Source organism: Thalassospira lohafexi, from assembly GCF_002844275.1.
GTDB lineage: Bacteria > Pseudomonadota > Alphaproteobacteria > Rhodospirillales > Thalassospiraceae > Thalassospira > Thalassospira lohafexi.
In genome coordinates, this window is sequence record NZ_NXGX01000006.1 from 17,404 (window position 1) to 41,787 (window position 24,384).

Here is a 24,384-nt window from a genome sequence, read left to right on the forward strand (position 1 = left end):
GAGATTGAAAATGACAAATATTCTGCACGTGAATGCATCTGTGAATGGTGAGAATTCCAACTCCCGCCAGATTGCATCGAAACTGATCGACCGTATTGTTTCCGCAAATGCATCAACCACAATCGTTGAACGCAATCTAAGCGGCACCGGTTCGATCCCGGCCCTGACCGGCGAAATCGTTGGGGCGTTTTACACCCCGGAAGATTCCCGTTCTGCCGAACAGAAACAGGTTATCGCAACCTCTGACGAACTGGTTGCTGAAGTTAAGGCTGCCGACGTTCTGGTCATTGGTGCGCCGATGTATAACTTCGCCGTTCCCTCAACGCTCAAAGCATGGGTCGACATGATTGCCCGCGTCGGTGTGACGTTCCAGTACACTGAAAACGGTCCGGTTGGCCTGCTTGAAGGTAAAAAAGCTTACGTGGTTGTTGCCACGGGTGGCGTTCCGGTCAACAGCCCGGCTGACTTTGCAACGCCTTACATGAAGCAGGTTCTTGGCTTTATCGGCATTACCGAAGTTGAAATCATTGATGCTTCTGGCTTTGCGGTGAACGCAGAAGAAGCCATGCAGCGTGCGATTGCCAATGTCGAAGCTGCTTCGCTTCCGGTTGCGGCCTAACCAAACCAATTAAAGACCGACCTGTTGCAGTGCTGATCTGATGTGAAATGGGGCATCGTTAACATCTCCCCCTCCCTCAACGCACGTTAACGATGACCTGTTTTAAAAAAAAATGCCCGACTGTTTTACAGTTGGGCATTTTGCTTTTGTGGGGTTTCGCGCTACGTTTGCTGAGGTTGGCGGGTAACGCGCCAAGTGTCATTTCAATCAGGTGCGCAGCGGGTGAGACGTTTGACAGCAATCATGATCTGGGGACTTCTGGTTCTGGCCGGGATATTTGCCGTTGTACGGTTTTCCGGATTGCTTGGCATGATGCTGACGGCGGGGGAGCCGCCGCAGTTTGTCTTTGATCCCAATTCGGAATTACCAGATACGCCAAACTATTTTCTATCCTGCCCGGATGGTCTGGCCCCGCGGGGTGGTCGACAGATGACAAGCCCGCAGTTTGATGCGTCCGTCGCAAAGTTGGGGAGGGCCTTTATCGCAACCGCACCAGATCACGGCATGAAGCTGACCGACGGCAGTGTTGGGGCGCATAGTTTGCAGTTTCTGGCCCGCAGCAGGGTCTTTCAGTTTCCTGATTGGGTCGAGTTAAAACTGATGTCAGTCCCGGATCAGGCTGGGGCGACATTCTGCCTGTTTGCCAAATCGGTCTATGGCCGGGATGATTTTCAGCAAAATGAAAAACGCACGCGTGCTTGGCTGCGGGACGTGCGGCGAAACCTTACATCTCCCTGATGCAAGCAACCGCCTGTCATTTGGTATGATCAAGCGGTTGCTTTTGTGCCACCGCGAGACGTCAGATCATTTTTCCACATCAAGCGATTTCCCAAGGAGCGCTGAGACAAACTGAGTTGTCGGCACCGGCAACAGATCAACAGGGTGATCGCTGCCAAAGGACGCCCACTTGCTGCTAGCGCTGAGCGTTGAGCTGGCCAACATCGTTTTGGTGTTTACGTTAAAAGCCTGATAATGAATAGTGATGCGATCAGGGCGACCAGACCATTCGGTTGCGCGGTCTTCCCAATGTAAGATTTGCAGATCAATCAGGTAATCAATGTTTTGAGATAATGCCTCTTCAAAGGCCTCGTCACGGGTTTTTATTTCGGTAGCATCAACAACTAGGCTGCTATAAGGGACAAGTTGTTTGTGGACTTCCAACAGTAACATTTGACCCGATCCAGCATAATTGATGTCCCCAAAAATACCGTCTTTGGGTTGCATGATATAAAAACTACTATCTGATGCGACGGCTTGGACAAGTTGGTGGTTGTCCGTGCGATACTTGCTGGAACATGCGCCAAGTGTGAAGGATGCAGCAATTACACACAGAACGCTGATTTTGCGAAAATCCATAAAATCCTCTATTTTGAGATGAATAAGTAAAATCATAATATGCAAAAGTTTAATGTTGGGCAAGGTTCTGAAATTCAACCATTTTTACAGTGTTTGTTATCGCCTTGGGCCCATGACGTTTTCACACGTGACTTTTGATCTTTGAGGGAATAGGTTCCGCGCCATGCAATTTTCACCGTTGTTTATCGCTTCGATTGCCTTGGGCGGGGCCATTGGTGCTGTCGCACGTCACAGTGTGTCGGTTATGATGGGCTCGATCATGGGCAGCGGCTTTCCCTGGGGAACCTTGACGGTTAATATCGTCGGCTCGTTCCTGATGGGGGCACTGCTTGAGATTTCTGCGCTTAAGCTATCGCTTTCGCCGGAAATACGTGCGCTGCTTGTCACCGGGTTCTTAGGGGCATTTACAACCTTTTCGACTTTTTCGCTGGATGTTGCGACCCTATATGAACGGGGCAATCTGGGGCTGACGGCCCTATATATTATTGTCTCTGTTGTGGTTGGCATTTCCGCATTGTTTGGCGCAATCGCGCTGGTAAGGGGTATTCTGCAATGAGTGGTGTCACTCTGCGCAAGGTCAAGGCTGAGGACGCCGACGTTCGGCTTGATCGCTGGTTTAAGCGCAACTGTCCTGAATTTACATTCGGACAGGTCCAAAAATTCCTGCGCGGCGGTCAAATCCGTGTCGATGGCAAACGTGCCAAGGCCAACCAGCGTGTTGAGCCGGGTCAGGAAATTCGTGTGCCGCCGGTTCCCGTGATGTCGGGCGGCGGTTCGGAGCCATGGACCAAAGACGGCGACTATAGTGCGTCCGAAGGTCCGCAGCGCAAGCACGACGGCCCGGCAAAATCCAATGCCAGCGAAGCGGAACTTCAGGCCTTGCGTGATTCCGTCATTTTCTATGACGAAGTTGTACTGGCCATCAATAAACCCGCCGGTCTGGCCGTGCAGGGCGGAACCAATACGTCCATTCACGTTGATGGCATGCTGGATGCGCTAAAACTCGACAGCAAGGAACGCCCGAAACTGGTTCACCGGCTCGATAAGGATACCAGTGGTGTCCTTCTGCTTGCGCGGTCATCGTCGGCGGCTCATGCCCTGACCAAGGCGTTCAAGGATAAATCAACCCGGAAACTGTATTGGGCGATTGTCACCGGCGCCCCGGTTGAGCGCGAAGGCCTGATTGACGCACCACTGGCAAAGCTTGCCGGTAAGGGCGGCGAAAAAATGGTCATCGACGAGAAGCAGGGTAAATCGGCACAGACGGTCTATCGTCAGCTGCACCGCGCCGGACGCCGTGCGGCCTGGTTGGCGCTGTCGCCTTTGACCGGACGTACGCACCAGTTGCGCGCCCATTGTGAAGCCATGGAATGCCCGATCTTGGGCGATGGTAAATACGGTGGGGCGAAGGCCTTCATTGATGGCATGTCCAACCAGATGCATCTGCATGCGCGTGCGATTGACTTCCCCCATCCGGTGACAGGCCACCGGGTTGTGATCGAAGCACCGGTGTCAGAACATTTTGCCACAAGCCTTAAGGCGCTTAACTTCGATCCGAAAACGCCGACCAAATTCCTCACCCCGGAAATCCACCGGGAAAAGGAAGAAAAGCCAAAGCCCAAGGCAAAACCGTCGCGTCTGCGCAAAAGATAAGTCAGAAGGTTCTTCTGCGACAGGTTCAAGAATGCGAAAAGCCGACGCACTGCGTCGGCTTTTTCGTCCCTGTCAGAGGTCAATACCAAAAGGCGTTGTAATGACATTGGTCGTCTTGGTTAATGGTGCCTCGCAGATTTGCCGAAACGCCCGACAAAGGCGTCATGAACGCGGCGAAGGTGCCGTGCGTGCACGGTGTTTCCCGTACGTTCACAAATAACGGCCTGGCTTTTGATCATGACCGCGATGCGTTTGCGGCCACGTGGTGTGTGCACCATGCTTTCGCCTTCCTCAAGGGCGGTTAGAATTGGAATATGCTCACATTCGGCTATGGCGAGTATTTCCTCCTCTCGAAGGTCGCTGAAATCTATGCAGTCCCTAAGCGTGAGCATCTTCTGTCTCCGCTGTTATCAGATACTGTCGATAGCCAGAAAAACAGTATACCGCGCGTTAAGGGCGTTCAAAAGCGATCCGAAATTTACCAGTGGTTTCCAATGCTTCCCGCAGAGCAAAAAATGCATCTGATTTGCATCTCTACGGGACTCGATCTTTGGGGCGGTATCGGCTAGGGTCTGAACCCAATCTGCGGCCATATAAAATGATAATGGATGATGCCTCATGGCGAATGACCCGCTTAGACTTGTTGTATTTGATTGTGATGGGACCCTGGTCGATAGCCAGCATGCGATTGCACACTGCATGGACCATGCCTTTGCCCAGCATGGGCTCGATTGCCCGGGACTGGAAAATACCCGCACCATCATTGGTCTGAGCCTGCCAGAAGCCATTGCCAAACTTGCCGCACCGCGCCGCGTTACCGACGAGGTGATTGATGCGGTGACGGCGGCCTACAAGGATGCGTTCTTTACCCTGCGGCAGACACCTGATTTCCACGAGCCGCTGTTTCCCGGCGTGCGCGAGGTCCTGACTGAACTGGACCGCCGCCAATGGTTGTTGGGTGTTGCCACCGGCAAGGCCCGACGCGGTCTTGATGCGGTCTTGGCGCGCAATGAACTTGATGGCCGGTTTGTTACCTTGCAAACCTGTGACAATCATCCGTCCAAGCCCCATCCATCAATGTTGATGGCGGCCCTTGATGAAGCCGGGGCTGATGCGCCCAATGCGGTGATTGTCGGTGATACCAGCTATGATATCGAAATGGGCCGTGCGGCAGGCATGATCGCCATTGGCGTTGCATGGGGCTATCATGATATTGAAACCCTGACGGCGTCGGGCGCACATGCGGTCATCCGCCATTTTGATGAACTGCCATCCGTGCTGGATCGTATTTGGGAAATTGATTGTGACGCCGCTTAAAAACCCGGAACTCGGACCGATTAACTTTGAACTGACCGTGGCCGTTGATCCCGATCACGCGTTTGAGGCCTTCACCGCCGAATTTGGGCAGTGGTGGCCAACCGATAGCCATTCGCTGTCCAAGAAAGATTGCATTGCGGTTGATATGCATCCCGGTCTTGGCGGTGCGATTGTCGAACGTGCGCGCGGACGTGAAAACATTTCATGGGGTCATGTCGAAATCTGGCAGCCGGGCGAACATCTTGCCTTTACTTGGCATCCGGGCTGGAATGCCGGGGATTATACCCGTGTCGCGGTGTCCTTTGACATGAATGATTTTGGTCGCTGTGTGATCCGGTTGGAGCACAAGGACTGGCATAACGTTGGCGATATCGCACCGGCCCTGCGTAAGGGATATGTTGCGGGCTGGGAATATGCCTTTGGCGAATGCTTTGCCAAGTATCTGCGGGAAAAACGCGGCTAAAACAGACCTGTGCGCCAGATACGTAAAAGGGCACCTCTTTTTTAAAGGTGCCCTTTGTCATGTCGGGTGCAAATTTTAAACAAGCCGATCTTCGATCATTTCACGGCGCAGTTTGACCGGATCATTGAACCAATGGGTCATAAAGCCCATTTCACGCGCTTGCTGGATGTTCTTCTCGCTATCATCAATAAACAGGGTTTCGCGCGGGTTGAGTTTGAACCGCGCGCATGTCAGCTCAAAAATGCGCGGATCAGGTTTGGCGAGCTTTTCCTCGCCAGATACCAGAATACCTTCGAAGTGGTTGAGAAACTCAAACCGTTCGACTGCGAATGGCCAGGTTTCTGCCGACCAGTTGGTCAGGGCAAACAGGCGCACATTGCCGCGTGATTTCAAATCTTCGAGGATGTGAACCGTGCGGTCAATCTGGCCTTTAAGCATTTCCGGCCAACGATCCCACCATGCGGCAATCTGATCGGCATGATCGGGATGGCGGTGTTGCAAGTCAGGGATCGACTTGGCAAAGCTAAGCGCCCCCTTGTCATGCAGGAAGTTCCAGTGCGGATGGCAGATCTCGCTTAGGAAATGTTCCATTTCAGCCGGATCGTCAAAGATCTTGCGATATAAATGACGCGGGTCCCAATCAACAAGAACGCCGCCAAGATCAAACAGTACGGTTTCAATTTCGCGCATGGATACTCCTGCTTGCGGGGGCTCGATGGTCTGAGGTTAAATCAGGTGACGGGGCGAACCGCAAGCGGCAGTTTGTTGAAAATGTTGCATTGATCGAAGGTGCCCGACTGTCCGTATCAAAACAGGTCAACACATTATGGCGCCGATGACGGGAGTGTGATTTGCCTATGCCCCCGGTCATCGCGAATGATTGCACCGTAAGAAACTGTCATCAAAGGAGGCTTGAATATGTGTACGCTTGATGGATGTGGCTCACACGAGCATCTTGGACCACCACCCAAGGCAACAGATGAACAGCGTCGATTGTTTTTAAAAGGGGCGGTTGCCCTGCCGCTTGCGATTGTTTTGGCCGACCCTGTTCTGGCCCACGCCCAAGGGGCCATGCTTGATAAAGTCACCATCACCACACCCGAAGGCGCAAAAATGGTGGCCGAAATCGCTATGCCAGCGACCTTGCCGGCACCAACCATTATTCTGATCCATGAATGGTGGGGGCTTAATGATCATATTCGTGCCGTGGCGGCCGAATATGCCAAGCAGGGCTATATCGCGCTTGCGGTTGATTTATATGGTGAACCACCTGCAACCACACCCGATGGCGCACGTGCCTTGATGTCGGGGATGGACCCGGTTGCTGCTACCCGAAAATTGCAGTCCTCGGTCGAGTTTTTGAAAAACCACAAGGACTCAACGGGCAAAGTTGGTTCGGTTGGCTGGTGCTTTGGTGGCGGCTGGTCGCTTAATACCGCCCTTGCCACCGATGTTGATGCGGCTGTGATCTATTACGGCAATGTCAACAAAACCCCCGAACAGGTTGCGACCTTGAACGCACCGCTGATGGGCCATTTCGGAAAGCTTGATAAATCGATCAACAAGGAAATGGTCGAGGGGTTTGAGCAGTCGCTCGAAACGGCGGGTAAATCGCTTTATAAATTCTATTGGTATGATGCGGATCATGCCTTTGCCAATCCGACGGGCGGGCGCTATGACGCCGAGGATGCCCAACTGGCATGGACGCGCACACAGGCCTTCTTTGATCATCATCTGGGCTAAGCAGCGGTTGCTTTGCGACAAATGGTATAACGTATAAAGGCCGGGTCAAACCCGGCCTTTATATTTGTCTGATGATTGGGTTCAGGCCCTAAATTTTATCAATTCGTCGGATTGGCGCGGTTGGCCCATTTGGTTGACCGGCGTTCGATGACGTTAAAGATTTCATACATCGCAATGCCCATCACCGCGATGACCAGAAGTCCGGCAAACACCAGCGGCATGTTGAATTTCGACGATGCCGACAGCATCAAATAACCAACACCAACGTTCGATGCCACGGTTTCGGAAATAACCGACCCGACAAAGGCCAGCGTGATCGCGACCTTCAACGAGGCAAAGAAATAGGGCATTGCACGCGGGAAGCCGACCTTGATCAGAATGTCTTTGCGGGTTGCGCCGAGTGATCGCAACACATCGCGCAATTCCGGTTCAAGGGTGGCAAGCCCGGTTGCGACATTGACCACAATCGGGAAGAACGAAATCATGAATGCGGTGATGATGGCCGGCACCGTGCCAATACCAAACCACATGACCAGAACCGGCACCAGTGCCACCTTCGGCACCGAGTTAAACCCGACCAGAAGCGGGTTCGCCGCGTCATAAATCGTTCTGCTGGATCCTACCAGTGCGCCAAGCACCACGCCAAACACCACGGCAATGGCAAAGCCCACCAGTGTTGTATAAAGCGTGTGGGTCGCATGCATCCAGATCGCTTCATGGAATTGCCAGCCGACAATGACGCTTTCGGACGGGGTAGGCAGCACATAGGGCGGGATGTTGAAAATCCGGACAATCAGTTCCCACAAAACAAACAGGCTGATGGCACTGAGCCAAGGGGAGGCTTTGCGCAGGTTGAGTTTCTTGTTCATGATATCTGCCCGCCTTTCTATGCTGCACGCACGTCACGGATGTGACTGCGCAATTCGTGGACAAGATCGGTGAAAGGCTGGGTAAAGGTGACTTCCTGATCACGCGGCCGGGGCAGGGGGTTTTCCCGTGCAACGATGATTTTACCCGGACGTTTGGACATCACATAAATGGTATCGGCCAAATAGGATGCTTCGCGCAGATCATGGGTCACCAGAATAACCGTGAACGGGCGCACCATCCAAAGGTTCTGCAAAATGTCCCACAGTTCTTCGCGGGTAAAGGCATCCAGCGCGCCAAACGGTTCATCGAGCATCAAAAGATCGGGTTCATGAATCAACGACCGGCAGAGTGATGCACGTTGCTGCATGCCACCTGACAATTCCCACGGAAATTTGTCTTCATGTCCTTCAAGTCCGACACTGGCCAGAAGCTTGCGCGCGCGGTCTTCGTATTCAGCGCGATGTTTGCGCAGGCGGTTACGGTGCGGCTTGACGATTTCCATCGGCAGCAAAACGTTATCAAGTGTGGTCCGCCACGGCAAAAGGGTCGGGTTCTGAAACGCCATGCCGACAATTTTAAGCGGACCGGAAACTTCCTTATTATCAACAAGCACGATGCCATCGGTCGGGGGCATCAGCCCGGACACAAGTTTCAGCAAGGATGATTTGCCACACCCCGACGGGCCAACAACCGCGACAAACTCGCCCTTGTTGATCTTCATGTTGGTGGTGTCGAGTGCGAGTTCGTCGCCTTCGCTATAGCGCATCGTGACGTTATTGAGTTCGACAAAGCTTTTAGACACGGAAGTCATTCCCCCTGCTTGTCCGGATTGTTTTTTGTTATGTGTTATGGGTGGGATCAATGCATGCCGGGGCAGGCTAACCTGCCCCGGATGTCTGTATTGATTACTTGATCTGGCGGTCTGCTTCGCCGGGCATAAAGACATCGGTAAAGACATCGCCAACCGTCGGCTTGTTCTCAAAGCCAAAGGCCAGTGCAACCTGATCAATCGCCTTGGCCATACGGTCGGTTTTGACCATGCCCATGCCGTTTTCCAAGCTGTCCGGGGTGACGACGTTTTCGTCAATCGCCATCTGAAGGCGCTGCAGTTCAAGGGCCGGGTCAATCAGTGGATCGACTTCCTTAAGGGCTGCGATGGCTGATGCCGGGTCTTCAATCGCCGCACGCCAGCCTTTGACAACCGCACGCAAGAAGCCGCGCAGTTCTTCAGGATGTTTTTCCATCATTTCCGGCGATGCCAGAAGGCCGTTGCCATAAAAGTCCATGCCGAAATCCTTGTATTGGAAAACGGTCAGGTCTTCTTTGCCAATGCCTTGTGCCTGCAGGTTCAGGATGGATGTGAAATAGTGACCGGTAATCGCATCCACATCGCCGCGCACCAGCATCGGTTCACGAAGCGGCGGGTCCATGCTTTCCCATTTGACGGCATCGACATCAAGGCCGGTTGCCGATGCAAAGGCCGGGTAAAGTTTTCGCGATGCGTCAAACACCGGCGCGCCAAGCGTCTTGCCAATCAGATCTTCGGGTTTGGTGATGCCCGATTTTTTTAACATGAACAACGCAAACGGCGGGCGGTCATAGACCATGAAGATCGACTTCATGGCGCGGTCCGGGTTGGTGGCGTTAAATTCAACCAGCGAATTGATATCGGCCAGTGATACGTCATAGGCGCCGCTGGCAACCCGCGTGATCGCCCCGACCGAACCGTTGCCCGAGTCAATCGTGACATCAAGCCCTTCGTCGGCGTAATAGCCGTTCTTTTTAGCCAGAATATAGGGGGCAGCCGGACCTTCATATTTCCAGTCGAGTGAAAATTTAAGGTCCATCTCGGCCTTGGCCGACGTTGCGCCAAACGCAATGGCAGCACTTAGTGATGCGCCAAGTGCGGCGCTAAAAAATCGGGTTGTGAATTTTGTCATACGAATGAAGCCTCTCCTGATTTCGGACTGTTATTATCAGCCCTGCAACCGAAATAATCCCCTGACGACACAGCAAGGCACATGCCATGTCCATTATTGTCGCGCATTTTCGCGCTTTTGTCATATTCACGTCGCAGAGTAGGGATGTTTACTATTTGGTCAATGGGGTAAATTGATCAAAAATTATACAGAAATTTTTGATAATCGCCTAAATGGCGTTCTGATGACGTAAAACCGTCTGAAACCCCTTGCGCCGAACTCTGCTTTTAGGCATATGGCGATCATGGTTACACAAACGATCAATCGCTTCTATAAAAAGGCCGATGCTGCTGCTGATGACAGCGGTGCGGGATGGCGTGTACAGCTTGACGGACGCTCGGTGAAAACACCGGCCAAGGCAGACTTCCTGCTGCCGTCCGAGGTGCTGGCACGTGAAATTGCCGCCGAATGGGATGCGCAGGGCGAAAAAATCCTGCCTCATACCATGCCGATCATGCAGCGTGCGGCAACTGCCATTGACCGCGTTCGGCCCAACCGCCCAACCGTGGTGGCGGAGCTGACCGGGTACGGCCGGTCCGACCTGTTGTGTTATCGCGCGGCATTCCCCGAAGACCTGATCGAACGGCAAGCCAAAGCGTGGCAGCCGCTGCTGGATTGGGTGGCACAGGAACTTGGCATTGAGCTGGTCGTGACCGAAGGCGTCATGCCGGTCAGTCAAAACGAGGATGCGCTGGCACGTATTCAAGGCCTGGTTGACGGGTTTGATGATTATTACCTGACGGCATTGCACAACCTAACGACCGTATCGGGTTCCGTCATTATCGGCCTTGCCGTGATGCATGGCCGCATTAGTGCCCAGCAAGCATCCGAATGTGCGTTGCTTGATGAGGAATATTCGATTGAACAATGGGGTGATGACGCCGAAGCGGTCGAGCGTCGCGATCGCCACCGCGCCGAAATTCTCGCCACCGGCCGGTATCTTGAATTGCTGATGGCGCGTTAAGGCTTCTCTTGGTGCGGTGACTTTATCTCGAACGTGCCGCGGATCAGGCCACCAGATCGGGAAATTCATTCACCGATTTTGTGCCCTGGTTCACATTGCCAAGCCATGTTTCGATTTTGGTGACCTGTTCTGGTGTGTAGCCCCACGGCGAGAACCTGCGTCCTTCAAGGATCTGTGCTGTGATTGGTCGCCAATCAGGCGCAAGGATCGCCGGGTATTTTGCCGCCAAAAGAACCGCAAGCTGTGTTCTGTCCATGCTGTTGAAATTGATCGCAGATTGTATGTTGCCCGTTACCGAAGCCTGGAAGATCGCTTGCAGATTGGTCAGTTGCCTTTGGACAGGAGGTATCTTTTTAAGAACATCCTGTTGGTATCGTTGATTAAGGTAGCGCTCATCTGAGCCACTGAGCCAGCGGACTTCAAAAGACAATCTCTGTACGGCCCTGTTTATTTCAAATGCAAAGCGATCTGTCCGGAAACCCTCTTTTTGTAGCGTTTCACGCTCGTCTTTTGGCAGCCGTGCGATATATTCTGCGGCTGCATCGTTAACGGAATTGTCGACTTCATCAAAGTCATCTTGTGCGGTGGTATATTGCTCGACGGCCTCTTTCAAAGGCCCAAGGTCATTGGCTGTGGCTGGCTTTGGTAAGCCGTCGATTGCGTTTTTGATCTGCTGGCTGGCCTGCTGCAAGGCTGATGCCTTGACGATCCACGCGTGGGTATCAGTTGACGCTGCAATCAGCCCGAACCCGGTTGCCGCCTCGATCTGGTTTTTGACAACACCAAGCTGATCGGCGGCAAGAAGCGTTTGCAGATAGAGGCGTGGCAAAATTGCTGTCATGGACGTGTTAACGGCCGGAATGCTGTCTTGCGTGTTTAAGTAATCATACAGGCGCGACGCATGGGCACTGTCGTTCCAGCTGCTGTTCTGAATGGCTTTAAGGCAGTTGCCGATGTTTTGCTCGGGCTGGATGCTGGTATCGAGCGCGTTGTTGTAAAATCCGGCATTTTCAAAAAATGCTTGTTTGACATTGCTACCGCCTGAAAGGGCGAATGCCGCCGCGCCAAAGACTTCCAGCCCGGTATATGGGCTGTGATCCTTGTCTTTCAGGCCAAGGGCTGTTTCATACCAGTTTCCAAAGCGCTGATTGGTGTCATAGATCGGTGTGAGTTTTTCATTTGTCAAAATAGGTTCAAGTACCTTGGCTGGGCCAATGCGCGAGACAATGTCGTTCGGGCCGGACTTTTCGTCCTTGTCCGGTGCCTGACCGGTGGCATAGACGACACATCCCACTTCAATACTTGTGAATTTTGTATCTTCGTCGCTACGTTTGAAGACCTCATTTTGGCCAAACGATATGGTGTATGGGGCATTTTTGGGGGCGTTCGCATCGTTTGGAACTGCCGTGCCGACAAAGGATGGACGATCGCTTTTCGGGTAATTTACAATGCAATCGTTTGCATCATCGATGGCATCCTGACCCGTTTTGGGATTTTGATCATCACGTGTGGTCGTGTAGTGTTTGGTGGAAAGCCATGCGGGATTACTGTCCTGCGGGCCGGAAATCAACCAATAGAGTTCAAAGCCCTTGCTGATCGCTTTGACGGCGGCATCAACGCCGGCATTGGGTCCCAGAAGCGCGATCTTATTGTTCCCGTCTTGGGTCGGGACAATGTCGCTGCGCATGAAGCTATCGAGATCCATGAAGGTGGCTTTGTTGAACTTTCCCTCGTTGTAACGATCGATATGCGGGCCTGCGCCGCCGCAGTATACGACTTTGAGAGCCTTTGCCGTGCTTTGGGTGATATTGCCAACGTCCCATTCTTCATTTGCGGGTAAGTTTCCCCATTTATTGTATGTCACCTCGTAAATGGGTTGGGCGCTGTTGGCTTTGATCGCAAAGGGATAGATGTCGAGTTTGCCACGCTTAACAGGTTGGCCTCTGTTGATATCAGCCGTCGAAAGATAGTCCTTTTTACCGATTGCTGTTGTTATCCCTGCATCTTGGGTGACGGTGATGTTTTTGGCCTGTAACCAAGCTACGGCCTTGGCAATGATCGCGGCGTTTTCATCCTTAAGGGTTGTCTTGTTGCCCTCGGGTGCTTCGGGGGCGGGATTGATACGTGCGCTGGGATTATCGCGCGCATAGATGTAATTGGCATGATTGACGATACCATCCCCACGTACCACATGCTCCCACGCATCCGGCCCGGCAATGATCAGAATTTTCTGGCACCAGCTCAGATCAGCGGTGAACAGATAGGTCGATGCACTATAGCCGCGCCCGACGATGACAAGATCGTAAAAGTCTTGGCTGGTGGGATCTAAATTTGGCATCGGTGCTTTCCTTTGGCAAAAAGGGGGCTGTGCTGTGGTTGGTGCTTTCGTATGGGGGCTCGACGCCGTCACGCGGCGTCGGTATCTTCCCCGCCCAGGCTGCGTGCCCATTCGGAGAAGCGCGAAATAACCTCGGTCTCGGGGATGATTTCCGGCGCATACGGCCGGGGTGGGGGCGTTTCGGGATCTGTTGTGTCGTCTGGGCGCGTTTGGGGTTCTGGTGAACCCTCGTTGCTGTTTGGCTGCGTGTTGGGCTGTTCAGGATTTGTATCCGTGGTGTCGTCGACACTCAGAAGCGCGTTCAGGGACTGAATGTCGGCTTGTTCAGCAGAAAGGGTTTTGTTCTGTTCAAGTGCCAGAGGAGCCGAAATGGTTTGGTTCGTGTTGAGCTGTCCCATTTGCGATTGGGCGATATTGTCATGGATCAGCTTTTCGATATCGGGCAGGACATCGTTCTTGGACTGGGTGACCAAGGCTTCGCGCATGTCGCTTGAAAGCGTGCTTTGTGCCAGCGCATTAAGCAGAGCCTGATTATAGGCATTAAACCGCGTCACATAGGTTTTGAAATCGGGCTGTTTGCTGTAATCGGGGCGTTTTTGCAAATCGCGGATCACAAGGACAATGCCCTTCTGCGCGGTTTGCAGGCCCGAAACAAGGGAGGGATCAAGCGCCATCTATCTGCCTTTCACCAGGTGCCAAAACACTTTTCCCCGGCGAGGAGCCACAGCTTTGCTGCGTGCTCACAAGACGTGCAAAAGCGTTTCAATCTGTTCTGAAAGAAAGGACGTCACAAAGGCGGGTTTGTGACGTGTTTTGGTGTAAGCAGGTCGATGCGCGACTGTTTGAATGAGTCTAGCTCATCCATTTGGCAATCAGCCTGTGTTGAACAGCGGCCTGTGATGCCACGCGGTAATAGGACAGCAATTCACGCATCGGCGATGACATGCGGTCAAAGCCGGAAATAAAGGCGACAATGATGCCCACTGATGTTTCCCCCTGAATAACCAGATAGCCGCCGCCGACCAGCACACAGATCGGGGCCAGCGCATTGAGGAAATTGATCAGGGCCTTCATCCCGAATTTTAGCAAAAACAGCTTCATACGGTTATCAAACAGGCGCAAAACGCCGTCATTGATTTCTTCGACCGTCTGGGTGTTTTTCTTACCCGGCGCCAGTTGCGATAACTCATCGCTGACATCGCGCATTTTGGTCACACGTTCTTCAATCAGCGCATTGATCCGTTTTTGAATAACCGGGACAAGCGCGACCTGCGGGATCAGGGCGATCACCCCGATCAGGCCGACAATCGGCTCGACGCTGAGCATATAGCCAAGCCCGAAGATCAGCATGCCGCTGTTGACAATCGGCTGGGACAGCCCATCGCCAACAAACCCGCCCAGCTTTTCAATCTCGCCGCCAATGATCGATACCGCGCGCCCGTTGTTGTTGGCGTTTTTATCGTCGGGGTCGTGATGGCCGGTTTGATCTTCGGCATAAAGGCGGGTCAAATGGCGGCGGTTATGGGCGATCGCACTTTCACTCAGCCACCCTTCATACATGCGAAGCCCAAGCTTGATCACGCCTTGCAAGATAATGATCGCCCCATAAATCGATGCCAAGGTCACAAGCAGGTCGAGGTTTTGTTTGCTGATTGCGTCATCGACAAGTCGGCGCTGGAGCTCAAGCGGGGCGATCCCCAAAATGGCAACAAGAACCGCAAGGCTGCATACTGCAACCTGATGCCATCCACTCATGCGCCAGATATAACGCCAAAGCGATGAGGCAGGGGTATCGTCGCCAGTTGGTTCTGTGGTGCGGGGCTTGATTTTAAACATCAAATTTCTGGTCACTTAACGTTAACGGGGGCGATCATGTCGCGACGTATCACACATTATTCTTTGCATGACTGATAGCATTGATTGCGCAATAGAATAAGACAGTGAGCACGCAGCACATCGCGTTTGTGGCCTGTCGGTGGTGGTTTTCATCCGGTTTCACGTGGCCTAGACTTTAGTCCACAGAAATCAGGCATATCACAATGACGTTAGGGAAATCAGGTGGTTGCGGTATATTTTACCCCAAGGTAAAACTGTCAGAAATAATTGGCATTCCAGTACCGAATAATGCTATTTCATTCTTCAGGTTAAGCGGATGACGGGCCTGTGCGCCATTGGGCCGCCCACAGCAAGGATCACGCAGAATGCAAGATATTATCGCCAAACTCGAAGCAAAACGCGCCGAGGCCGCCATGGGCGGCGGGCAGCGCCGGATCGATAACCAGCACGCCAAAGGAAAGCTCACCGCGCGTGAGCGGATTGATGTGCTGCTTGATCCCGGCTCGTTCGAGGAATGGGACATGTTTGTCGAACATGATTGCGTGGATTTCGGCATGACCGAAAACCGCATTCCCGGTGATGGTGTCGTCACCGGCCACGGCACGATCAATGGCCGGTTGGTGTTTGTGTTCTCACAGGACTTCACCGTGTTTGGTGGTGCACTTTCCGGTGCACATGCACGTAAAATCGGCAAGATCATGGATCAGGCGATGAAGGTCGGTGCTCCGGTGATTGGCATCAATGATTCCGGCGGGGCGCGTATTCAGGAAGGTGTCGAAAGCCTTGCCGGTTACGCCGATGTGTTTCAACGCAATGTCGAGGCATCCGGCGTTATCCCGCAAATCTCCCTGATCATGGGGCCGTGTGCGGGTGGGGCGGTCTATAGCCCGGCCATGACCGACTTTATTTTCATGGTCAAGGACAGTTCATACATGTTCGTGACCGGGCCTGATGTGGTCAAAACCGTCACCCACGAAGAAGTCACCCACGAACAGCTTGGCGGCGCATCCACCCACACAAGCGTGTCGGGGGTTGCCGATCTGGCGTTTGACAATGATGTGGATTTGTTGCTGCAAACCCGGCGTTTCATGGACTTCCTGCCACTTTGTAACAAAGAAGACCCGCCCGCGCGCCTGTGCGAAGACCCGATCAAACGCGATGATTTCTCGCTTGATACGCTGGTGCCTGAAAACCCCAACATGCCCTATGACATGAAGGAGTTGATCACCAAGGTCGTTGACGAAGGCGATTTCTTTGAAATTCAGCCCGATTACGCCAAAAACATCATCGTCGGCATGGCGCGCATGGATGGCCGCACAGTTGGTATCGTCGCCAATCAGCCGATGGTGCTGGCGGGTTGCCTTGATATCGACAGTTCGAAAAAGGCCGCCCGGTTCGTGCGGTTCTGCGATGCCTATAACATTCCGATTGTGACTTTTGTCGATGTTCCGGGCTTCATGCCGGGCACCGCACAGGAATATGGCGGCATCATCAAGCATGGTGCCAAACTGCTTTATGCCTATGCCGAGGCCACAGTGCCCAAGGTCACTGTGATCACCCGCAAAGCATACGGCGGGGCCTATGACGTGATGGCGTCCAAGCATCTGCGCGGTGACGTCAATTATGCCTGGCCGACCGCTGAAATCGCCGTTATGGGGCCAAAGGGGGCGGTGGAAATCATCTTCCGCGCTGATATGAACGATCCGGCCAAGATCGAAGCCCGCACTGAGGAATACCGCGAAAAATTCGCCAACCCGTTTGTTGCGGGCCGCAAAGGGTTCATTGACGATGTCATCATGCCGCACGGCACGCGCCGCCGCGTCTGTCGGTCGCTTGCGATGCTGCGCAACAAGGACATCAAGAACCCGGAAAAGAAACACGGCAACATTCCGTTATAGGATCATAAACGATGAGAAAAAGGGAGGTACGAGAGTTTATCAGATTTGGTCAGCAAATCAGAATGTTACAGAATTTTGAGCCTGACCATCCCACGCATTTACTGCACTTGACTGTGCATGGAATACGAGATTTTTTGGAGACAAACAGTTATCTGGTCACATTAAAAGTTTCCGACGATATTCTTGAGCTTCTTGGAGATATCGAAGCTGATGGTCGCAAGAGTCTTACCAGTGATGACGCTGAGAAAATTGGCTTTCTTTATCGAACTTTATTTCGGGTGATTAAAGCTGAGGTGTCTGAAGATATTGTTTGGTCTTTTACAGAAAAACGGCTTGGTGTTGAAAAGTTGCGAGAAGATGTATCTGCGCTTTTTGCAGAGGGCGTGTTTTCAAGCTTGCCACAAGATACCCGATTTGACTTTAGCGAGGCCGGGAAGTGCATCTCTTTCGAAAGGCCAACGGCGGCAGCATTTCACTTAATGCGTGGACTTGAAGCTTTCATTCGCCACTTTTATGTAGTTTCCGTGCGGCGCGGCAGGTTGAAGGACAATAATTGGTTTCGAATTGTGCAGCATATGTCGGACAAAAAAGTTTTAGACAAATCAGTCTGTAATCACCTTCAGCATATTCGAGATAATTTCCGTAACCCAACAGCTCATCCGGATAAATTTTACGACATAGAAGAGGCACAAGACTTGTTTAGCCTGACTGTTGAGGTGGCTAACCGCTTGGTGGGGCACGAGAAATGGAGCAACGCGTAATGTTCAAGAAAATCCTGATTGCCAACCGCGGTGAAATTGCCTGCCGTGTGATCAAGTCAGCCCGCAAAATGGGTATTAAAACCGTCGCGGTTTATTCCGATGCGGATAAAAATGCCCTGCATGTCCAGATGGCCGACGAGGCGGTTAATATCGGACCCGCACCGTCCAACCAGTCCTATCTGATCATTGAAAAAATCATCGAGGCCTGCAAATCGACGGGGGCCGAGGCCGTTCATCCGGGTTATGGCTTCCTGTCGGAAAATCAGGCCTTCGCCAAGGCGCTTGATGCGGCGAAAATCGCCTTCATCGGTCCGCCAAATGGCGCGATTGCCGCGATGGGCGATAAAATCACATCGAAAAAGATTGCCGCCGATGCCGGTGTTTCGACCGTGCCCGGATACATGGGGGTCATCAAGGACACTGACGAGGCGGTCAAAATCGCCAATGATGTCGGCTATCCGGTGATGCTCAAGGCGTCTGCTGGCGGTGGCGGCAAAGGCATGCGCATTGCGCGCAATGACGCCGAATGCCGCGAAGGGTTCGAACGCGCAACGTCTGAAGCCGCAAGTTCCTTTGGCGATGACCGGGTCTTTGTTGAAAAATTCGTCGAAGAACCCCGCCACATTGAAATTCAGGTGCTGGCCGACAAACACGGCAATACGATTTATCTGGGCGAACGCGAATGCTCCATTCAGCGCCGCCATCAAAAGGTCGTTGAAGAAGCCCCGTCACCCTTTATTGATCCCGCCACGCGTAAGGCCATGGGTGAACAGGCCGTGGCACTTGCACGCGCGGTCGATTATTGCTCGGCCGGGACGGTGGAATTCATTGTCGATAAGGACAAGAATTTCTACTTTCTGGAAATGAATACCCGGCTTCAGGTCGAACATCCGGTGACCGAACTTGTCACGGGGCAGGATCTCGTTGAATGGATGATCAAGATCGCCGATGGGCAGGAACTGACCTTAAAACAGGATGACGTGACGCTTACCGGCTGGGCGATGGAAACCCGCATTTATGCCGAAGACCCGTTCCGCGAGTTCCTGCCGTCGACCGGGCGTCTGGTGCGCTATCAACCGCCCGCCGAAAGTGCCACAGTGCGTGTCGATACCGGCGTGTTTGAGGGTGGCGAAATTTCGATGTTTTACGACCCGATGGTCGCAAAGCTGGTGACATACGGCGAAACCCGCGATGACGCGATTGGTGAAATGCGCGCCGCCCTTGATGCCTATTACATTCGCGGTATTTCGCACAATATCCCATTCCTGGCGGCTGTTATGGCCAATAAGCGGTTTCAGGATGGCAACATCACCACCAACTTTATCGCCGAAGAATACCCCAAGGGGTTCACGGCCGATGATTTGCCCAATGATGATCCCGCCATCCTGATTGTGGTTGCAGGCTACATCAATCAACGTATTGCCGAACGCAACGCCGGGATCACCGGCCAGGTCAGCGACCATCCGCTTGAAATTGCCGAAAGCTGGGTCGCTGTATCGGGCGATGAGCATACCGCATTCGATATCGAATTTGATGGTGTTAACGGCGATTACATCGTCGCCATTGGTGATCGCAGTTACGGCGTTGTGTCGGATTGGAAAATCGGCGATGCGATGTTTGTCGGTGAAATCGATGGCACCCCGGTTTGTGTGCAGATCGACCTTGAAGGTATTGGTTATCGCCTGTCGGCCAATGGCATTCAACGCAGCTTTAAGGTGCTACTGCCCCGCGTGGCCGAACTTCAAAAACTGATGCCGTTCAAGGCCCCGCCAGACATGTCAAACTTCCTGCAATCACCCATGCCGGGCCTTTTGGTCAAGGTATCGGTCGAAGAAGGCCAGACGGTTCAGCCGGGCACAGAGCTTTGTATCCTCGAAGCCATGAAAATGGAAAACGTGCTGAAAGCCGAAAGCAAAGGTGTGGTCAAAAAAATCCACGCCGAGCAGGGCGCAAACCTGTCGGTCGATGCGATTATTATCGAGTTTGAAACCGAAGAATAAGCTGCCTGATCCCTCAAACGGCTTTGCTTGATAAAGGCGCTGGTTGTCATTGACCGGCGCCTTTAATTTTCTGACAGGTGCAAGGATGTCGGTTTCAACCCCTTTTACAAAGCGTCAGCGCATATTAAATACAGAAAACGGGGCTTTACCCACGATTGGCCGTACCATATGGTCGCAAATTGAGGCTGAACCCCTATGTATGCTTGCCATCCAATAACAAGAAACGAGGCGTCCCTATGTATAAACTGATTGCTTTTGACGGCGATGATACCCTGTGGCACAACGAGCCGCTTTTCCGTCAGGCCCATATCGAACTGCGCGAGATGCTTGGGCATTATGTGCCCGCCGATCAGGTTGATGATCGCCTGTATCAGGCCGAACTGGCCAATCTTTCGATCTATGGCTATGGCGTGACCGGGTTTACCCTGTCGATGATTGAAACCGCGATTGAGCTTTCAGATCGCAAGATCAGTGCCGAAGAAATTCACAGACTGGCCGAAATCGGAAAATCGATGCTGCGTGCGCCGACCCGGATTATTGACGGGGCCGAGACCGTGCTTAAACGCTATGCCGATGATCCCGATTACAAGGTTGTGCTGATCACCAAGGGGGATCTGATCGCCCAGCAGCTTAAAATCGACCGGTCCGGGTTTGAAAACCTGTTTGACGGGATTGAGATCGTCTCGGAAAAAGATCCGCTGACCTATCGCAATATCTTTGGCCGATATGGTGTCGAGCCGCAAGAAGCCGTCATGATCGGCAACTCGATGAAATCCGATATCCTGCCGGTCCTTGCGTCGGGCGGGGCCGCGATCCACATCCCTTATGAAATCACATGGGTTCATGAAATGGTTGATCAGACCGAAATTGACAACGACCAGTTTGTCACGGTCGAAACCATTGCCGATGTTCCCGACGTGATCGCCAAACTTGAACAGCACAGCAAAGCCGGGAGTATGGAGAATGTCTGATTGCGCAGGCTCGGAAATGTCAACAGAAGCCTCCCTTGCTAATGGTCCGGCGGCCGACCTTGATCCGCAGACCAAGCTCGAACTCGAAGCGGCCGCCTTTCGCGGACTTGTGACACATCTTCAGGACCGCAAGGATGTTCAAAACATCGATCTGATGAATTTGGCCGGTTTTTGCCGTAACTGTTTGGCAAAATGGTATCTGGCGGCGGCGCGCGAAAAGGGTGTTTCCATGGATTATGATGGTGCACGCGAAGTCGTCTATGGCATGACCTATGACGCATGGAAAGACAGCCATCAGGCCCCGGCATCGGACGCGCAGAAACAGACGTTTCAAGATACCGCCCATCTGCACGCCAAAATTCCCGGTGCAAAATAAGGCCGCCAAATAACGCCGCCAAATAAGCAAGTAGGGAGACGACGTTCCCATGACCGACACACGCCCCGATCCTGCAACCGGTTCTGGCAATATCGCCGTTCATGCCCGGATTGAAGGCCGCGTACAGGGCGTTTGGTATCGTGCCTGGACGGTGGAGCAGGCAACAAAGCGCGACCTGACCGGCTGGGTGCGCAATCGAAATGATGGCACGGTGGAAGCCGTATTTTGTGGCTCGGTCGATGCTGTGCGGTCAATGGTTGCCGCCTGCCACGAAGGCCCCACCCATGCGCGAGTTGATCGCATTCACGAGGAACCGGCACTTGAAGACGGCTTCACGTCGTTTGAAAAGCGTTCAACCGCATGAAACCCGCATGAGAACTGCCGCGTGGTGGTTTTATCAAAGTGTCATAAATGCCTTTTTCCGAGTGATTTTGGAAAAAGGCTTTTTCTTTGCCGCACTGCAATGGCATGCTGCTGAGATCCTGTCTGTATGGTCAGCTTCCAATGGGCGGGAAATCAACAGGGAGACTAAAATGACATTTATTGCAAAATCCTTCGGTGTTGCCGCCATCATGGCGACCAGTGCGCTTTGCGCATTTGGCGCAAGTGCGCAGGAACCAGCCCAGAATGATGGCCTGAACGGCACGCTTTGGCTTCAGACATCGGTTGAATATAAAACCACGGCAATGTCTGTTTATGCGGGTGCGACCCGTCTTCTGCCGGCCGCCATCGGCGATCACAGCTGGACCGCCGCCCTTGAGCAGGACGGTAATTTCATGGCCAAAAAACCGGCTGTGATTTTGGATGTTGATGAGACGGTTCTTGATAATTCGGCTTATCAGAGCTGGGTTGTGACTGAAGATACCAGCTATAGCTCCAAAACCTGGGCGGCCTTTGTGAATGATGCGATTTCGACCCCGACCCCGGGCGCGCTTGAATTCACCAAGGCAGCTGCCGCCAAGGGTGTCGAAGTGTTTTACGTGTCAAACCGTAAGGCCCCGGAAGAAGCCGCAACCATTAAGAACTTGCAGGAATACGGCTTCCCGTTCGCTGATGAAAAGCACGTCATGCTGCGCGGTGAAATCGAAACATGGGGATCGGCCAAGGCCCCACGCCGTCAGGCAGTTGCCGATGATTACCGCGTGATCATGCTGTTTGGGGATAACTTTGGTGACTTCACCGATGATATCGACGGTTCCATCGATGAACGTCTTGAGGTCATGGACAAATACGCGACCTATTGGGGCGAACGCTGGTTCATGCTGCCAAACCCAAGCTACGGCTCATGGGAATCTGCCGCCTTTGGCAATGACTGGAAAAAGTCACCAGAAGCCCGCCGTCAGGACAAGCTCGACAGCATGGCCCCTTGGGCAGGCCCGACTGAATAAGCCAGCGGTTTAAAACGATGATATCAAGGGCGTCCGATGGTTCGGGCGCCCTTTTTGTTTGGCGATATGCGGGGTTCATTTTTCGGTCGTAAGGGTGATAGGGTTTTATCGCCCAACGCGAACCGCGCTTTATGCTGGATGCCATGAAAAGCTCACCTGTCCCCGATTATCGTGACCGTATCCCGCTTGCCGTGGGAACGATCATTTTTACGGTTTTCGCCCTGTCACTGGGCGATGCGCTGATCAAGCAATCAAGCAGCACCTTTGTGATCTGGCAGATTTTTGTCATCCGCTCGGCCATCGCCATTCCGTTTCTGGTCGGCTATCTGGTGTTCCGGTCGCCTGCATCCCTGCGTCTTGGGGATGCGGTGGGCTGGACCATCTTGCGCAGTCTTTTGCTGGTCGTGATGTGGATCAGCTATTACCTTTCGCTGCCGCATCTGACCCTGTCTGTCGCTGCCGCGACCTATTACACGCTGCCGATCTTTATCACCCTGTTTACCGCCGCCATCACCCAAAGTACGATCAGCAAAAAGGGCTGGCTTGCCGTCATTTTGGGGTTTGCCGGGGTGGTTTTGATCTTGCGCCCGGATGCCGGGAGTTTTAACGGCTATGCCTTGCTGCCGTTACTGTCGGCCATGCTCTATGCGGTTGCGATGATCCTGACCCGGACCAAATGCCGGGCCGAACATCCGATCAAACTTTCCCTTGCGCTAAACTGTGCCTTTGTGGCGGTCGGTGGTGTGGCCGCCGCCGTGATCAGCATGCTCTCGGACGAGGTGCGAGATGGCTTTTTGCTTGCCCCGTGGAGTGCCATGACGCTCTCGGATTTCGGCATCATGGCGATGCTGGCGGCCTCGATCCTGATTGGCAGCATCGGGGCGGCGATTGCCTATCAAAACGGGCCATCGCCAATGATCGGCACCTTTGATTTTGCCTATGTCGGGTTTTCATTCATTTGGGGTGTGCTGTTCTTTGCCGAAACGCCCGATGCGCTGTCACTCACCGGCATCATGATGATTATCGTTGCGGGCATAATCTCACTCAGGCAATGACCCGAGGCAATGCCTGTAACCGGTCGGGCTTTGGTGTTTTGCTATTTAAGAACCCAGCGAAAGGCACGTTTGAGTTCAGAAACCGCATTTGTGTCATACCACCGTCCGTGGGCCAGAATGACACGTGTCGGGTTCCAATCGATCATGGTTTGAACGCATTTTCGCAGGCTGTCTTTATGCCCGATAAAGGTCGCCCGCATGTCGCGTGGAGCCGAGCCATGTGGATCCATGGTGCCAAACAGTCGAATGAAAAACCGCCATATCGGGCTTTTGATTTTATCGGGTTCAAAATTCTCGATCAGATCGGTCAGGATCAGGGTATCGGACGTAGTGTGGAAAAACACCGCTTCGTTGAGATATCCACCACGGACAAGAATCTGTTTGATGTCATCTTGCCATTCGGGTTCTGGCGTATCGGCAAGTTCACCGTCAAATTGCACGTCAAGCCCGACGGATTTTGCGCGCTTGATCACACCAGGGGCACAGAATGCCTTGGCATTTGGATATGCCTTTTGCCAATCGGGAACCTCGGCATAATGAATGGTGTTTGGCGCAATCAGAAAACGGACATCGCCAAGCGCGTCAATTTCTGCCCTTAACGGATCGCTTAGCCGAATGGGGGAGTGAATAAACAGTTTGTTGTTTGCCAGCCGCACGACCGTCATCCGGGTCGAAAACGGAAGTTTCATGCCCAGATACTGAAACCCGATAACCGGACCATCGACGATCCAGATATTGTCACCAACGGGTTTAAGCGTATCAAGCGGGGCATAGGTCTCAACAGAAAACATCGGGTT

At 53.0% G+C, this 24,384-nt stretch carries 26 protein-coding genes; 16 read left to right on the top strand and 10 right to left on the bottom strand.

What is annotated here, in order from left to right; genetic code table 11:
* Window positions 1–10 precede the first annotated feature (10 nt).
* Both COO92_RS15015 and COO92_RS15020 read left to right on the top strand, forming a co-directional pair.
* Window positions 11–619: an FMN-dependent NADH-azoreductase gene (locus tag COO92_RS15015; RefSeq protein WP_101303402.1), complete on the top strand. Its 609-nt coding sequence runs from the start codon at window positions 11–13 to the stop codon at window positions 617–619.
* A 222-nt stretch (window positions 620–841) separates the two neighbouring features.
* The gene (locus COO92_RS15020) at window positions 842–1,357 is read left to right on the top strand and encodes a DUF1499 domain-containing protein (RefSeq protein WP_133125073.1); all 516 of its coding nucleotides are present in this window, start codon (window positions 842–844) and stop codon (window positions 1,355–1,357) included.
* A gap of 66 nt (window positions 1,358–1,423) precedes the next feature.
* Here COO92_RS15020 and COO92_RS15025 read toward each other — a convergent pair whose 3' ends face one another.
* Entirely contained in the window at window positions 1,424–1,975 is a 552-nt protein-coding gene (locus COO92_RS15025) for a DUF4823 domain-containing protein (protein ID WP_165792375.1), read from the bottom strand.
* 163 nt (window positions 1,976–2,138) lie between these two features.
* Between COO92_RS15025 and crcB the strand changes: the two genes are divergently transcribed.
* The gene (gene crcB, locus COO92_RS15030) at window positions 2,139–2,531 is read left to right on the top strand and encodes a fluoride efflux transporter CrcB (RefSeq protein ID WP_101303408.1); all 393 of its coding nucleotides are present in this window, start codon (window positions 2,139–2,141) and stop codon (window positions 2,529–2,531) included.
* Window positions 2,528–3,628: an RluA family pseudouridine synthase gene (locus COO92_RS15035; protein ID WP_022734179.1), complete on the top strand. Its 1,101-nt coding sequence runs from the start codon at window positions 2,528–2,530 to the stop codon at window positions 3,626–3,628. The genes crcB and COO92_RS15035 overlap by 4 nt, the downstream gene beginning before the upstream one ends.
* A gap of 119 nt (window positions 3,629–3,747) precedes the next feature.
* Here the strand turns inward: COO92_RS15035 and COO92_RS15040 are convergent, their stop codons facing one another.
* Window positions 3,748–4,020: a hypothetical protein gene (locus COO92_RS15040; protein WP_022734180.1), complete on the bottom strand. Its 273-nt coding sequence runs from the start codon at window positions 4,018–4,020 to the stop codon at window positions 3,748–3,750.
* A 226-nt stretch (window positions 4,021–4,246) separates the two neighbouring features.
* On the opposite strand from COO92_RS15040, the gene COO92_RS15050 reads away from it, so the two are divergent.
* Both COO92_RS15050 and COO92_RS15055 read left to right on the top strand, forming a co-directional pair.
* The gene (locus COO92_RS15050; RefSeq protein ID WP_101303412.1) at window positions 4,247–4,945 is read left to right on the top strand and encodes an HAD-IA family hydrolase; all 699 of its coding nucleotides are present in this window, start codon (window positions 4,247–4,249) and stop codon (window positions 4,943–4,945) included.
* Window positions 4,932–5,408: an SRPBCC domain-containing protein gene (locus tag COO92_RS15055; RefSeq protein ID WP_022734182.1), complete on the top strand. Its 477-nt coding sequence runs from the start codon at window positions 4,932–4,934 to the stop codon at window positions 5,406–5,408. The genes COO92_RS15050 and COO92_RS15055 overlap by 14 nt, the downstream gene beginning before the upstream one ends.
* Window positions 5,409–5,483: 75 nt before the next feature.
* On the opposite strand, the gene COO92_RS15060 is transcribed toward COO92_RS15055, so the two are convergent.
* Complete coding sequence (locus tag COO92_RS15060) at window positions 5,484–6,098, bottom strand: HAD family hydrolase (RefSeq protein ID WP_101303414.1); 615 nt, start codon at window positions 6,096–6,098, stop codon at window positions 5,484–5,486.
* Window positions 6,099–6,326: 228 nt separating this feature from the next.
* Here COO92_RS15060 and COO92_RS15065 point away from each other — a divergent pair, with 228 nt between their 5' ends.
* Window positions 6,327–7,151: a dienelactone hydrolase family protein gene (locus COO92_RS15065; RefSeq protein ID WP_101303416.1), complete on the top strand. Its 825-nt coding sequence runs from the start codon at window positions 6,327–6,329 to the stop codon at window positions 7,149–7,151.
* 98 nt (window positions 7,152–7,249) lie between these two features.
* Here the strand turns inward: COO92_RS15065 and COO92_RS15070 are convergent, their stop codons facing one another.
* From COO92_RS15070 to COO92_RS15080, 3 genes are all read right to left on the bottom strand, one after another.
* Window positions 7,250–8,020 (bottom strand): ABC transporter permease, encoded by a 771-nt coding sequence (locus COO92_RS15070; protein ID WP_101303417.1) that lies wholly within the window; start codon window positions 8,018–8,020, stop codon window positions 7,250–7,252.
* Between the two features lie 17 nt (window positions 8,021–8,037).
* Window positions 8,038–8,832 carry an ABC transporter ATP-binding protein gene (locus COO92_RS15075; RefSeq protein ID WP_206186419.1) on the bottom strand — a complete coding sequence of 265 codons (795 nt, stop codon included), beginning with the start codon at window positions 8,830–8,832 and terminating at the stop codon, window positions 8,038–8,040.
* A 94-nt stretch (window positions 8,833–8,926) separates the two neighbouring features.
* Window positions 8,927–9,961, bottom strand: a complete 1,035-nt coding sequence (locus tag COO92_RS15080; RefSeq protein WP_022734187.1) for an ABC transporter substrate-binding protein — start codon at window positions 9,959–9,961, stop codon at window positions 8,927–8,929.
* A gap of 283 nt (window positions 9,962–10,244) precedes the next feature.
* On the opposite strand from COO92_RS15080, the gene COO92_RS15085 reads away from it, so the two are divergent.
* Window positions 10,245–10,964, top strand: coding sequence for an ATP12 family chaperone protein (locus tag COO92_RS15085; RefSeq protein ID WP_240626458.1), 720 nt, complete (start codon window positions 10,245–10,247; stop codon window positions 10,962–10,964).
* Window positions 10,965–11,007: 43 nt separating this feature from the next.
* Here the strand turns inward: COO92_RS15085 and COO92_RS15090 are convergent, their stop codons facing one another.
* The 3 genes from COO92_RS15090 to COO92_RS15100 all read right to left on the bottom strand — a co-directional run bounded on the left by COO92_RS15090 (window position 11,008) and on the right by COO92_RS15100 (window position 15,138).
* A complete protein-coding gene (locus COO92_RS15090) occupies window positions 11,008–13,302 on the bottom strand; it encodes a hypothetical protein (RefSeq protein ID WP_101303421.1) in 2,295 nt (764 codons plus the stop codon).
* Window positions 13,303–13,370: 68 nt separating this feature from the next.
* The gene (locus COO92_RS15095) at window positions 13,371–13,976 is read right to left on the bottom strand and encodes a hypothetical protein (protein ID WP_101303423.1); all 606 of its coding nucleotides are present in this window, start codon (window positions 13,974–13,976) and stop codon (window positions 13,371–13,373) included.
* A 178-nt stretch (window positions 13,977–14,154) separates the two neighbouring features.
* Complete coding sequence (locus tag COO92_RS15100; protein ID WP_022734191.1) at window positions 14,155–15,138, bottom strand: ABC transporter ATP-binding protein; 984 nt, start codon at window positions 15,136–15,138, stop codon at window positions 14,155–14,157.
* A 365-nt stretch (window positions 15,139–15,503) separates the two neighbouring features.
* Between COO92_RS15100 and COO92_RS15105 the strand changes: the two genes are divergently transcribed.
* From COO92_RS15105 to COO92_RS15140, 8 genes are all read left to right on the top strand, one after another.
* Window positions 15,504–17,036: an acyl-CoA carboxylase subunit beta gene (locus tag COO92_RS15105; protein ID WP_101303425.1), complete on the top strand. Its 1,533-nt coding sequence runs from the start codon at window positions 15,504–15,506 to the stop codon at window positions 17,034–17,036.
* Between the two features lie 62 nt (window positions 17,037–17,098).
* Window positions 17,099–17,797, top strand: a complete 699-nt coding sequence (locus COO92_RS15110) for a DUF4145 domain-containing protein (protein WP_165792376.1) — start codon at window positions 17,099–17,101, stop codon at window positions 17,795–17,797.
* Window positions 17,797–19,797, top strand: coding sequence for an acetyl-CoA carboxylase biotin carboxylase subunit (gene accC / locus COO92_RS15115; protein WP_101303429.1), 2,001 nt, complete (start codon window positions 17,797–17,799; stop codon window positions 19,795–19,797). The genes COO92_RS15110 and accC overlap by 1 nt, the downstream gene beginning before the upstream one ends.
* A 236-nt stretch (window positions 19,798–20,033) precedes the next feature.
* Window positions 20,034–20,768, top strand: a complete 735-nt coding sequence (locus tag COO92_RS15120; RefSeq protein ID WP_101303431.1) for an HAD family hydrolase — start codon at window positions 20,034–20,036, stop codon at window positions 20,766–20,768.
* The gene (locus COO92_RS15125) at window positions 20,761–21,144 is read left to right on the top strand and encodes a DUF1244 domain-containing protein (protein ID WP_022734196.1); all 384 of its coding nucleotides are present in this window, start codon (window positions 20,761–20,763) and stop codon (window positions 21,142–21,144) included. Before COO92_RS15120 ends, COO92_RS15125 begins: the two co-directional genes overlap by 8 nt.
* 49 nt (window positions 21,145–21,193) lie before the next feature.
* Window positions 21,194–21,508 carry an acylphosphatase gene (locus tag COO92_RS15130; protein WP_101303432.1) on the top strand — a complete coding sequence of 105 codons (315 nt, stop codon included), beginning with the start codon at window positions 21,194–21,196 and terminating at the stop codon, window positions 21,506–21,508.
* A 169-nt stretch (window positions 21,509–21,677) separates the two neighbouring features.
* Window positions 21,678–22,532, top strand: coding sequence for a 5'-nucleotidase, lipoprotein e(P4) family (locus COO92_RS15135; RefSeq protein WP_101303971.1), 855 nt, complete (start codon window positions 21,678–21,680; stop codon window positions 22,530–22,532).
* A 143-nt stretch (window positions 22,533–22,675) separates the two neighbouring features.
* Entirely contained in the window at window positions 22,676–23,587 is a 912-nt protein-coding gene (locus COO92_RS15140) for a DMT family transporter (protein WP_101303973.1), read from the top strand.
* Window positions 23,588–23,628: 41 nt separating this feature from the next.
* On the opposite strand, the gene COO92_RS15145 is transcribed toward COO92_RS15140, so the two are convergent.
* On the bottom strand, window positions 23,629–24,378 hold the full coding sequence (locus COO92_RS15145; protein WP_101303434.1) for a DUF4336 domain-containing protein: 750 nt from the start codon (window positions 24,376–24,378) through the stop codon (window positions 23,629–23,631).
* Window positions 24,379–24,384 lie beyond the last annotated feature (6 nt).